This is a genomic window from Nocardia sp. NPDC004711 (genome assembly GCF_053601595.1).
Genome location: NZ_JBSGCB010000044.1, coordinates 68,640 through 81,593 on the forward strand (window position 1 = coordinate 68,640; position 12,954 = coordinate 81,593).

4 protein-coding genes, 1 tRNA gene and 1 pseudogene are annotated in these 12,954 nt (G+C 69.3%); 2 read left to right on the forward strand and 4 right to left on the reverse strand.

Features of this window, described 5'->3' with window-relative positions; translation table 11 throughout:
* Nucleotides 1-21: 21 nt before the first annotated feature.
* On the reverse strand, nucleotides 22-9,351 hold the full coding sequence (locus ACWEKS_RS35255; protein WP_452344114.1) for a fatty acid synthase subunit beta domain-containing protein: 9,330 nt from the start codon (nucleotides 9,349-9,351) through the stop codon (nucleotides 22-24).
* Between the two features lie 388 nt (nucleotides 9,352-9,739).
* On the opposite strand from ACWEKS_RS35255, the gene ACWEKS_RS35260 reads away from it, so the two are divergent.
* Nucleotides 9,740-9,821 (forward strand) — tRNA-Leu (locus ACWEKS_RS35260).
* Between the two features lie 277 nt (nucleotides 9,822-10,098).
* On the opposite strand, the gene ACWEKS_RS35265 is transcribed toward ACWEKS_RS35260, so the two are convergent.
* The gene (locus ACWEKS_RS35265; protein WP_452344115.1) at nucleotides 10,099-10,704 is read right to left on the reverse strand and encodes a DUF6907 domain-containing protein; all 606 of its coding nucleotides are present in this window, start codon (nucleotides 10,702-10,704) and stop codon (nucleotides 10,099-10,101) included.
* A gap of 379 nt (nucleotides 10,705-11,083) precedes the next feature.
* Here ACWEKS_RS35265 and ACWEKS_RS35270 point away from each other — a divergent pair, with 379 nt between their 5' ends.
* Entirely contained in the window at nucleotides 11,084-11,923 is an 840-nt protein-coding gene (locus tag ACWEKS_RS35270; protein WP_452344116.1) for an MmyB family transcriptional regulator, read from the forward strand.
* Here ACWEKS_RS35270 and ACWEKS_RS35275 read toward each other — a convergent pair.
* Together ACWEKS_RS35275 and ACWEKS_RS35280 are read right to left on the reverse strand one after the other, a co-directional pair.
* The gene (locus ACWEKS_RS35275) at nucleotides 11,892-12,707 is read right to left on the reverse strand and encodes an alpha/beta fold hydrolase (RefSeq protein ID WP_452344120.1); all 816 of its coding nucleotides are present in this window, start codon (nucleotides 12,705-12,707) and stop codon (nucleotides 11,892-11,894) included. The genes ACWEKS_RS35270 and ACWEKS_RS35275 overlap by 32 nt on opposite strands.
* Before the next feature lie 109 nt (nucleotides 12,708-12,816).
* A pseudogene (locus tag ACWEKS_RS35280) lies at nucleotides 12,817-12,954 on the reverse strand (1,4-dihydroxy-2-naphthoyl-CoA synthase); the annotation flags it as partial.

Consider the following 12,954-nt stretch of genomic DNA (forward strand, 5'->3'; position numbering starts at 1 on the left):
CGACAGGCCGGTCTCTGTGGCCTACTGGCAGGCCGGTCCCTTCGGCACCGCCACGTAGACGGCGTCGGCGCCGAGCCGGGCCTGCTGCGACAGCAGCATGTCGGCTTCCAGCTGCCGGGACTGCTTGGCCGGGGTGCCGTCGCCGCCGAGGCGGCGGTCGGCGGGCCGCTCGTACATCGGGGCGCCGCCGCACATGGCCTCGGCGAAGCGCTGACGGCCGGCCAGCTGCCGCTCCTCGGCCTTGCGCTGGTACGCCTCCCGCTGCTCGGCGTCGGCGATGGCCTCGACGAACGCCTGCGGGTGCACGATGGCCAGCAGGCCGGACACGTGCCCGAAGCCGAGCGAGGTGACCAGACCGGCCTTGAGCGGGAAGCGATCTCCCACCGCGAGCGGCTCGCGCAGCCACACCAGGTGCGGGTACTGGGCCATCTTCTCGTCCACGCAGTCGAGGCTGCGGTTGGGCGGGATGACGCCCTGCTCGAGCACCTGGCACAGGCCGATCATCTGGAACGCCGCCGCGCCGCCCTTCGCGTGACCGGTGAGGGTCTTCTGCGAAATCACGAACAGCGGAGCGCCTTCCGAGCGGCCGATGGCGGTGGCCAGACGCTCGTGCAGCTCGGATTCGTTGGGATCGTTTGCCGCGGTGGAGGTGTCGTGCTTGGAGATCACCGCGATCTCGTCCGGGGTGACGCCGAGCTTGGCGAGTTCCTTGGCCAGCTTGGACTCCGGGCCACCGCGACCCGCGCCCAGGGCGCCCAGGCCCGGAGCCGGAATCGAGGTGTGCACGCCGTCGGCGAAGGACTGCGCGTAGGCGACGACGCCCAGCACCGGCAGGCCCATCTCCAGCGCCACCGAGCCGCGGGCCAGCAATACCGTTCCGCCACCCTGTGATTCGACGAAGCCGCCGCGGCGGCGGTCGTTGGCGCGGGAGAAGTAACGGTCGCTGATGCCCTTGGCGGACATGACGGCCGAGTCGGCGGTGGCGGACATGTCGCCGAAGCCCACGATGCCCTCGATGCCGAGGTCGTCGTAGCCGCCCGCGACCACCAGGTCGGCCTTGCCGAGCCGGATCTTGTCCACGCCCTCCTCGACGGAGACCGCCGCGGTCGCGCAGGCCGCGACCGGGTGGATCATGCCGCCGTAGGAGCCGACGTAGCTCTGAACCACGTGCGCCAGAGCGACGTTGGGCAGCGCCTCCTGGAGGATGTCGTTGGCCCGCGGCTCACCGAGCAGGTTGTCGATGTAGAGCGAGCGCATGGACGACATGCCGCCCATACCGGTGCCCTGGGTGTTGGCGACCATGGCGGGGTGCACCCAGCTCATGAGTTCCGCCGGGCTGAAGCCCGAGCCCAGGAAGGCGTCCACGGTGCAGACGATGTTCCACAGCGCCACCCGGTCGATGGAGCCGGCCATATCGGCGGAGATGCCCCACCTGGTCGGATCCCAGCCGGTCGGGATCTGACCGCCGACGGTGCGCGACAGCTTGGCCTTGCGCGGCACGCGAATCTCGGTGCCCGCCTTGCGGGTCACCTGCCAGTCGTCCGTGCCCGCGACCGGGGTGACGACCGTCTGCTCCGGGTTGGCGGCGAAGAAGGCCCGCGCCTCGGCCTCGCTGTTGACCACGAAGGTGAGGTCCTTGTCCAGGAACACCGAGGTGAGCAGCGGGGCCGCATTGTCGACCATGGCGCCGTCGTCGCCGTAGCGGCGCACGCCGCAACGCTCCACCACGGCGTCGTGGTAGCGGTCGGCCAGCTCGGATTCCTCGACGTACTCACCGGATTCGGTGTCGTACCAGCCGGGCTTGGGGTCGTTCTCCCAGGTGACCAGGCCGGTGGTCCAGGCCAGCTCCAGCACACCCGCGGCGGAGAGCTGGTCGGAGACCTCGATCTCGAAGCGGGTGCGCGCCGAACCGTAGGGGCCGAGCTCGCCGGCGCCGACGATGACGACCATGTCGTCGAGATCGGCTGTGACCGAACCCCATTCGGGGGTGGGCAGCTTGGAGCTCAGGGTCGGCGGGGCGGGCAGGGCCGAGATGGTCGCGCCGTCACCGCCTTCCGACTCGTCGGCGGTGGCCTCGGCCTGCTCACGGGCTTCACGGGCCAGCTCCGGCAGATCCAGCTTGGCTCCGGCGAGACCGCCGGTCAGGTCGATCTGCTGCGGTCCGGCCGCGGTCACGATGCGGGCCCGCGAGGTGCACCACTTGAGCAGCTCGTCGGCCATCTGCAGGGTGGACCAGGTGTGCACGCCCGCCTTCTCGACGGCCGTGACCAGCGGGTCGTTGCCGCCCATGAGGCCGGTGCCGCGCACCCAGCCGATCAGCGCGTGCACCAGGGTGACCCGCTCCGACCAGGACTTCTCCGCGCGCCACTTGGCGACGATGGCGTCCAGGGCGGCCTTGGACTCACCGTAGGCGCCGTCCCCGCCGAACATGCCGCGGTTGGGCGAACCCGGCAGCACCACATGCAGTTTCGCGTCCACGTCGTGGTCGGCGCCCAGCTTGGACAGGCCGCCGATGAGACGCTCCACCGACCACAGCAGCACCCGCATCTCCATTTCGGCGCGGGCGCCGGCGTCGGAGAGGTCACCGGCCACGCGCGGCGCGGCGAAGGGCAGCAGCAGGGTGGGGGTCATCGCCTCCTTGACGAGAACCTTGGCGCCACCGGCATTGTCGACCTGCTCGTTGCCGACCCAGTCGATGAGCGCGTCGATATCGGTGTAGGAGGCCATGTTCGCCGGGACCACCCACAGGGCGGCACCCTTGCGGGCGTTCTCGCGGTAGAGCTGCTTGTAGAAGCCCAGGCGCTCGTCGTCCAGCTTGGAGGTGGTGACCACGACCGTGGCGCCACCCGCGAGCAGCCGGCCGGTGGCCGCCGCCGCGATGGAACCCTTACTGGCACCGGTGATCACGGCGATGTCGGAGGACCAGACGCCGGGATCCGCGCTGCTGAGGGCGGCTTCGGCGATCGCGCCGTAGACGCCGGCCAGCACCGAGCGGGCCTCCTTCATGGCGCGGTTGCGCCACCAGGTGGCCTGCGCGGCAACGGCTTCACCGGCGCCGACGTAGCCGTCCACCACCGGTTCTGCCGGCAGCGAGCCGTCGTTGCCGAACCACAGGCGGGCGAGATCCTCACGGGCGCTGGCCCACCGGTCGTCGATGAGCACGGCCTTGCGGGCATCGAAGGCGGGCGCGACCAGTCGCGGCCAGTCCGAACCCAGTTCGGCCGAGACCAGATCCACCAGGGTGTCCTCGGTGGCCTCCGGCGCGGACGCCTGCTCGGCGTGGCCCAGGGACTCCAGGATCACCCGGGCGGCCTGCGCCAGCACGCCGTCGCGGCCGGTGATCTGCTCGGTGAACTCGCCCAGCACTGCCGCGTCGACGGTCGCGCCGCCACCGCCGCCGGCGGACGGCATGGAGACCGCGACTCCGCGGCGCAGCGCCACGGCCTGCACGGCGGCGTCGATGGCGGAGTCCACGGACGCGCCATCGGAGAGGCCGCCGGAGACCAGGCCGCCCAGGTCGCCACCGCGGACCGACTGGCCCTCACGGGTGCCGAGCGAAACCTCGGCGGTGACGTGGCTGGCCCAGCCGTCGCCCAGACCCCAGACCTTCTTGACGCGGTCGCCGATGGCGGCGGGCCGCTTGCCGGAGGGGCCGAAGACCTTGCGCAGATGGTCGCCGATGGCGTCGGAGAGCACCGAGCCGAACGGCTTGTAGGTGCGGGCCAGGCGGTCGACCGTGCCGGACAGCGCGCCCATGTCGGCGTCGGCGGCACCGTCGATGGCACCGAGCGAGAGCTCCGCGCCGAGGTCGACGAGCAGCTGGTTGCGGCGCGAGGACACGCCGTCGCACAGGCCCTCGATGGTGTCCACCGGGCCGATCTGGTCCATACGCAGCTTGGTCCACAGCGCGATGAGCACGCGGGTGGCGTCGGCGGCGGAGAACGCGATGTCGTCCGGGGTGGGGCCACCGGTCGGCACGGCCACTGGGGCCGGGGCGGCAGCGGCGGCGGGAGCCGGTGCGGCGGACGCGGTCTCGGCGGGAGTCTCCTCCGGCTCCTCCACCGGCGCGGGATCGGTGTCGGTCGAGTAGACGACGCCGCGCTCGCGTTCGATGTTCAGCACCTCGACCACGGCGCTGCCGAACTGCGGCAGCTTCAGCGTGTTGGACGCCAGGTTCGCGACGGTCGGCGTTGCGGCCAAACCGATTTCGACGAACCGCTCGACGCCGACGCCACCGTGCTCGACATCGGTGAACAGCAGGTCCTGGGTCTCGATCCAGCGAACCGGGCTGGCGAATTGCCAGGCCAGCAGCTCGACCAGAACCACGCGGCACAGCTCGACCTGCTTGGCGGACCACTCGTCCCAGTTCGCCAGCACCTCCGCGAGAGGCTCGGACGGCACCAGATCGGCGATCTCCTGGACGTATTCGCGCTCCAGGTTGAACACGCGCGGCACCAGGTTCGGGATGTAACGGCCGATGAGCAGGCTCGGGTCCAGGTCCTGCGGCAGCAGCTCCAGCAGCTTGACGCGGAATTCCGGCACACCGGCGCGCAACACGGTGGAGTGGAACGGCACGTCGATACCCGGGATGAGCACGAACGCCCGCTTGCCGCCGGTCTCGGCGCGCAGCCGCTCGATCTCGGTCTCGAGCGCCTCCATGCCCTTCACGGTGCCCGCGATGGCGTACTGCGCGCCGCGCAGGTTCAGGTTGACGACCTCGAGGAATTCCCCGGCCTGCTCGCCGAGGCCCTTCACCCAGCCGATGACCTGGTCGTCGGCAATACCGATCTGCGAGGGCCGGATGGCCGCCATGCGGTAGTTGCTGCGGCCCTGGGCATCCCGGGGCACCAGCTCGTGCATGGCCGAGCCGCGCTGGAACACCACCTCGAGCACCGCGTTCAAGGGCAGCACGCCCGCGGCGGCCGACAGCGCGTTGTACTCACCGACCGAGTGGCCCGCGAGCATCGCGCCCTCGATGAAGGCGCCGGCCTCACGCAGCTCCGCGACCTGGGCCACACCAAGGGTGGCCATGGCCACCTGGGTGAACTGGGTCAGGTGCAGCACGCCCTGCGGGTGGCGGTATTCCACGCCGCGCGCCTTGAGGTAGGTCGGGTTGTCGCGCACCACAGCGAGAATCGAGAAGCCGAGGGCCTCACGGGTGTGCTTGTCGGCGCGATCCCAGATGTCCTTGGCGGCCTTGGACCGCGTCCGGGCTTCCAGACCCATCCCCTTGGCCTGAATGCCCTGTCCCGGGAAGGCGTAGACCGTCTTCGGCGGCGCGATGCGGCCGGTGGCGGTCATCACCAGGTTGCCGTCGATGCGGCAGGAGACCTCGACGATCTCCGAACCCCGGTCCACCGCAACGCGTTCCACGCGGACATCGATCTTGGCGCCGAGCCGGACCATCCCCAGGAAACGAGTGGTCCAGGCGGTGATGGTGCGCGGCGGCACCTTGTCGCTCAGATCGATGGCCGAGACGGCGTGCTGCGCGGCGGCCGACAGCCACATGCCGTGCACGATCGGGTTGCCCAGACCGGCCAGCTTCGCGGCGTTGTCGGAGGTGTGGATCGGGTTGAAGTCACCCGAGACCTGTGCGAAGGCGCCCATGGCGCGCGGCGCGACCAGGGCCACGTCGCGCCGGCGGCGACGCGGGGTGTCGGAGGCGCCCTCGGACAGCGAGCCCGCGGCGCGCGGCGGGTCGGCCAGCTCGGCCCGGCCGGTGCGGCCGCGAATGGCGAAGCGCTCCACCAGTTTCGCGACGGCCGGGGTCTCCAGGCCGTGGTCGCGCATGACACCGACGGTGACCTCGACCTCGACCACGCGGCCCAGGTCGGTGTCGAGCACCTCGGCGGATTCGGCGCGGACGGCGAGCACCGCGTGCTCGGCGGGCAGCTCGCCCAGCAGCTCGATCTGGTGGTCCAGGTGGACCAGGTCCAGCATGCCCTCGATGACGCTCTGCGCGTCGGCGGTGCGGGTGGCGCCCAGGACCGCGAAAACAGCGGGCCAGCAGGCGCCGACGAGCACGTCGGGGGCGGTGCGGCCGATGGTGCTCAGGTTGTCGGGCAGGCCCGCGCCGGTGACACCGGCGTGGTCGGCGATCAGGTCCGGGCTCCAGGCCAGGTTGACGTGCGCCACCTGGGTGCCGTCGACGGCCTTGACCTCGGGCAGCGACTGGCCGGCGGCGACGGCCAGCAGCGCCGACATGGCGGCCTCGGCGTCGGTGTCCGTGATGACCGGCGCGCCACCGCTGTACACGGAGGCCGGGACGGTGATGCGAATGCGGACGGCATCCTTGCCCAGCAGCGGGACGGTCAATTCCACGTAGGCGGAATCGGATTCGGGGCCTTCGGTGGCGGACAGGGTGGAGCCGGTGCGCGGGTGCTTGGCGCCCTTGCCGTTCATCTCCCACTCGTCCAGGTCGCCCAGGCGGTGAATGGGGTTGACGGTGGTGCGGCCGGCCCACTGCACGTCGGGGGCGGCGAGCACGATGTCGAGCAGGCCGTTGGCGACCTCGGCGCGGCGGCGGCCGTCCACGGCGGCCGGGACGACGCCCTCGCGCACCAGGGAGTAGGCGGTGTTCTGCTCGAAGCGGTCCAGCAGCTCACCGACCGGCTCGTCGACGCGGGTGATGCCCGCGACGGCGACGGTGCCGGGGATGATGCAGACCTGGTCGGCGGTGTAGCGCGGATCGTGGGCCTGCCACAGCGAATCCGAGCGCCACCAGCGGCGCACGTCCTGGTCGACGACCGGGACGAAGTTGACCGGCTTGCCGGGGGTCTTGCACAGCGCGACGAAGAACGGGACGTCGGCGGGGTGCAGCACGGTGCCGGCGGCGGCCGGGTACTGCTCCTTCAGGGTGCAGATGGCCTGGACCGGGGTCTCGAAGGCGGAGTCGTCGGCGAAAAGGGTTGCGATTTCACCACGGTCGGCCGGGTTGAGGCGGGATTCGGTGCGGCGCACCATCTCCGCGAACCGGTCGCGCCAGGTGATGTCCAGCCATACCGAGCGGGTGGCGTCGACGATGGCGTCGGAGAAGTCGGCGCCGCAGTCGAAGTCCTTGCGGCGGTCCAGGCCGACGGCCAGCTCGACGTAGCGCTCCAGCCACTCCAGGTAGGTCATGGTGGCGACGTCGCCGAAGTACGGCTTCGCGGTGGCGTCGAGGGCCGCGATGATCTCGGCGCGGCGGGCGGCCACGGCCTCGGCGTCACCGGCGACCTCGTCCAGCAGGCGGCCGGTGCGGGAGGCGGCATTGTCGATCTCGTGGATGTCCGCGCCCAATTGGCTACGGCCGGAAGCCATGCCGCCGACCGCGGTGCCCGCGCCGACCCAGTCGGGGGTGCCGGGGGTGTCGACCAGCAGCTGCTTCACCTCGGGGGCGGTGGTGGCCTCGAGGGTGGCCATGGCGGCGGTGCCGACCAGGACGCCGTCCAGCGGCATGGCCGGGTAGCCGTGCTGCTGCGACCATTCGCCGGTGAGGTATTCGGTGGCGCGCTCGGGAGTGCCGATACCGCCGCCGACGCAGACGATCACGTTCTCGCGGCCACGCAGTTCGGCGTAGGTCGCGAGCAGCAGGTCGTCGAGGTCTTCCCAGGAGTGGTGGCCACCGGCGCGGCCGCCCTCGATGTGCATGATCACCGGGTACGACGGCACGGCGTCGGCGATGCGCAGCACGGCGCGGATCTGGGCCACGGTGCCGGGCTTGAAGGCCACGTGGGTGATGCCGACCTCGGACAGCTCCTCGATGAGGGCGACGGCCTCTTCGAGTTCCGGGATGCCGGCGGTGACGATGACGCCGTCCAGCGGGGCGCCGGCGCTGCGGGCGCGCTGCACCAGGCGCTTGCCGCCCAGCTGCAGCTTCCACAGGTACGGGTCCAGGAACAGCGAGTTGAACTGCACCGCGCGGCCGGGCTGCAGCAGCTGCTTCAGCTCCTCGACCCGGTCGGCGAAGATCTGCTCGGTGACCTGACCGCCACCGGCCAGCTCGGCCCAGTGGCCCGCATTGGCCGCGGCCGCAACGATTTTCGCATCGACGGTGGTGGGGGTCATGCCCGCCAGCAGGATGGGCGAGCGGCCGGTGAGGCGGGTGAACGCGGTCTCGACCACGATGCGGCCGTTGGGCAGGCGAATCGGCTTGGGCGCGAATTCGCTCCACGCCGGGGCGACCTCGGGGGCCGCGCCGGGGGTGAACAGGCTGCGCTGGCCCGGGCGGGTGGAGGCGGCGAGCACGCCGACGCCGGTGCCCTTGAGCGAGCCGGCGGTGAGGCGGGTCAGCAGGTCGCCGGGACCGAGGTCCAGGATCCACTGCGCGCCCCGGGAAACGGTGTCGTCGACGGTGCCGACCCAGTCGATCGGGTCGACGAGCACTTCCCGGGCGAGGCGCGCGGCCAGCTCGGTGTCCAGACCGCACTGCTGGGCCCAGCCCTCGACCAGGTCGACGGTCTCGGCCAGCGCCGGGTGGTGGAAGGCCACCTCGACCGGGACGTCCTCGAAGACGGGGGCGAAGACCGCTCCGCCGCGCTTCTTGGCGTCGCGCTCGCCGGCCTGCTCGGCATTGATCTCGGCGGCACGCTGGCGGACGCGGTCGAGCTGGCCGACCGGACCGCTCAGCACGGCGCGGCGGCGGCCGTTGCGAATGGACAGCACGGCGGCCTTCTCCGGCGCGACACCGGCCATGACCTCGGCGACAACGGCTTCCAGGACCTCGGGGTCGACATTGGAGACGGCGACCATGGGGGACTTCTCCCCCACCGGCAGCAGACCGCGGCGGCGGGCGACCAGGCCGGCTGCGGCGCCGATCATCTGGGCGATGGCCAGCAGTTCGGCGTCACGCTGCCCGTGCGCCTCGGCGGCGGCTGCTGCGATGCGGCCCTGCGAGTGGCCGATGACGGCGGCGGGCGCGTGCGCGACGATGTCGAGGCCCTGCAGGCGCAGCGCGCGCAGCGCGGCGACCTGGGTCAGGAACACACCCGGCATCGAGACGGCGGCGGAGCGCAACACCTGCGCTGACGGCGCTCCCGACACCTCCCCCTGCTCCGGGTCTGCGATCTCTTCTTCCAGCATCCATGCGATGGGGTCGAAACCGACCGGCCGGACCACGAGCAGCTGCGCCGCGATCGGTTCCAGCGTGACGGCGGCCTCGTTGACCAGCGCCGTCAGCTCGGGCTCCAGGGCGGAATCCCGCCCGATCTCCTCGAGCTCGGTGAGCCACTGCGCGCCCTGCCCGCCGAATGCGAGAGCGTACGGCGCGCCCCCCAGCAACCGGTCCAGCAGTGACGACCTGACACCACTCTCCCGTGACTTCCCCGCCGCCCTGGCCTTCGATCCGGTTCCGGTGCTCTCGTTGATCGTCAAGACGTTCGACTTCCTTCTCCTGGCGGCCAGCCTCCAAGGACTGGGCCGCGCTCACGGTGCGCAGGTATCCCTCCGGCCCGCAGGCCCTGGTAGAAGCCGAGGATGGCACAAAATCATGAGGATCTCCTCATGTTTGGTCACCAACCGGGTACTTACTGGGCAGTTTTTCCGTACGGTCGTACCAGAATGGCGCGAAACATGACCCTCCCTCATGTTTGAAGCCGCTGGTTGGCTCGGTTACGTTCGTGTAGGAAATGTGAGGCTTCCTCACATTGAGGTTTATCAAATCGTTATAATCCCTGGTGAGGTTACCGACCAGTACGCCACACCCGCCCGGTGCTTCGCGATCCCCGTTAGACCCGGTAAAGTTTGGACGGTCGTACCGTTAGCGCGAGTGGCGAAATTGGCATACGCGCCAGATTTAGGTTCTGGTGTCCTAGGACGTGCGGGTTCAAGTCCCGCCTCGCGCACAGCAGCGTGGCATTCGTGCCACGTATGACCAACCCGGTGTTGGAGTGCCCTCGCACACCGGAAGGCTAGCCAGTGGCTATCGCTGAACCCCGCCGAAGACCTTTGGCGCGCTTGCCATATTCCACCTACCACGTCGCCTGCCCGGACCAGGGCCGTAGATGACGATGTTTCTACGGGATGGTCAGGGCTTCTTCTGGATGCCCTATCGACTGCGGCGCCGGCCTTTTCATCGTCACCCGACCAGGGGCCGGCACATCGGACCGATGAAGATCCGGGCTAAAGGGTGCTGTCGAGGTCATCGGCGGCATCCAGAAGCGCTGCCGCGATGCGGCGGGCCTCAGGGCCGGTGAGCTCCGTTGTTTCGCCCTCGCGCACCGTCAGGGCCACAGCCAGTCGGCGATCGAAACGGGTGTCTTTGGCGCACAACCGTACTCGGACTCTGCTACCGGAGAGTTGCGGTCCTATCACCGGCACCGTCCACGGCCGACTGCTGTGCCACTGTTCGGCCTTCGGATCCATCGCCTCGTCGTGCTGTCGACACCACGGAGGGCAGGGATGGGCCTGCAGCAGGCCATCGGCCAGAATTCGGGAGTCCCATAAATCCCCGCCGGCCACGAGAGCTCCGGCAAGCTGCCGTGCCTGTGCGGCGGTCATTTCGGAATGGACGCGGCTCGGCGCAACCAATTCGATCCAGCTGTATCGCAGCCCATGACAGTCGTGAGCGTTCAACTGCACGAACAACACTGGAAGCCCGGACCGCGCTGGTCTCTCGAGAAGCACCGGCCGCTCCCGGCCGCAATGGTGACAGCCATCGCCCGGTGCGAACGGATCCGGGTCGTCGTGCTCTACGCACCACGCCGGACACGGCAAAACCGCGGACATCCCTTACCAATCCCTGTGCACGCCCTGCTGCGGGGGCTGCGCCCCCTTCGCGCAGCCCCCGCAGCGGGGTCCCCGGCCTCCTCCTGCGAGGCGGGGAAACCGTCGGGCTCCGCACTATTCAGGGTGCTTCCGATATACGCCGGAGCCGAATGCAACTACTCACCGATTCTGAGGTTGGTGTCCGAGGAGCCGGTGCGAGGGAAATCAGAACACGCCTGGATTGCGCCGGTAAAGACGCCGGGCGCACGCTGGCCAGAGGTACCTCTGGCCAGTGGTCGATGCGACATGGGCGGGACCCGCGCTCCCACTTGGATTTCCGGTGTGCATGGGTTCAAACTCATTCGGGCCGTATCGCTTCCCGGAGAGTATCCTGCTCGCCGTGAACGCTGGCTACACCGCACCGGGGGGAACCGAGGTTGACCAGTTGCTGGCCCCCAACCTCGGTGACTTTGTCCGGACCCACCGCACGACTCCGAGGCACCCGGACCATCCCCGCGGCTTCAGCCGTCCGGCACTGGCCAGTCTCTGTGACGTCAGCGCCAGTTATATAGCTCAGATCGAGCAGCGCGAGAAGACCTCACCAAGTCCCGAAGTGGTGGACGCGATTGCCCGCGCACTGCGGCTGACGCCCGCCGAACGGCAGCATATGCACAATCTCGCGGCACCCAAGACTCCGGGCCCGCGTACTCACACTCCGATGCCGGTCGCCGAGATGCGTGAACTGATCTCCGACGATCTACGCGCTGCCGCCGACGGCCTGATCCCGCATCTGTCGGGGTATGTCGACGAGCGATGGAATGTGTTGTGGACCAACGAAGCCTACGACCGCGCGTATCCACAGCTGTCGGAAGTGGAGAATATTCTGGTCTGGTTCTTCCTGGTCCCGGAGTCGCATCAGGTAATGATCGAATGGGAGGACGAAGCCCGGCTGACCGTGAACTGGTTCAGATGGCACATGGGCAGGTACCAGAATCCACAGTGGGCTCTGGATCTGCTCGACAGGCTCAGCTCATGCGCGGCCTTCCGGGCAATATATCTGGCCGAGCACGTCGACTTCGAACGCCACCAGCCCCTGATGCACCTGCGTGACCCGGCTACCAGAGAGCCCTACAGTGTGCGGGTCCGGATTACCGATGTGCCCAGCGTAGATGCACCGTTTCAGTGGTTCATCGGCATGCGCCAGCCGTTCAGCGGGCCGTCGAGTTTGCTAACCGACTGAGAAATCCGCCGATCGCATCGTTGACCAGATCCGGGGCCGTCCAATTGGCTGCGTGGCCGGCGCCGGGAACCGTCGTCACGGGACCGGACCCGGCCAGTCCGGCAGCCAATGCATCGGACTTGCCGGCGGTGCTGGAGGCGTCGAATTCGCCGCGCAAAACCATTGCGGGACAAGTGATCTCGCTCAACCGGTCAACGACGGACTCCCGTTCGGTCAAGCAGGCGGCCGCCTGAATGATCGCTGAACGGTCACTGGCCGCCCATTTGGCGCGCCACGGCGCCTGATCGGCAGCCGTGCCGCCGATCAGCTGTGGCGCCAATCCGTCCGCCAGCATTGCCAGTGGCACTTCAGGATTCGTCCAGGCGTCGAACAGCTCGCGATACTCGGCCTTCTGCTCGTCGGGCGAGTCACCGGCCTCCGTGTCGAGCAGGATCAGTGCCTCCACGCGCTCCGGTGCGAGCAGCGCGGCTCGTAGCGCCGTGTATCCGCCCTGGGACATTCCCCCCAGGACCGCGCGGTCCACGCCGGCCGCGTCCATCACGGCCAGCAGGTCGCGCGCCGAATCCCAATAGTTGAAAGACCGATTCGGCTCTGTAGCAGTGCCACCGTGCCCCCGGGCATCCCAGCACAGCACCCGAAAACCCTTCGCTTCCAGATACTCCACCTGCGGTGCGAACATCGACAGGTCCATGAAGAACCCATGACTCAACACAACGACCGAGCTGCTGTGATCACCGGAGTCGGTGTAGAAGATGCGAGCCCCATCGGTACTGACGTACGGCATTGGCGTAGCGTAACCGCGCTTTCTGCCTACTGTCGCGGCCCGAGCACACTCTGTCCAGAGGTGGATCCGGCCGGACAGCATGGCGAAATCCGCAATAGCGCAGGTCAACTCAGAAGTACCAGGGGTAGGGCTTCCAGTCGGGTTCGCGCTTTTCGAGGAAGGCGTCGCGGCCCTCGACCGCTTCGTCGGTCATGTAGGCCAGGCGGGTCGCTTCACCGGCGAAGAGTTGCTGGCCGACCAGTCCGTC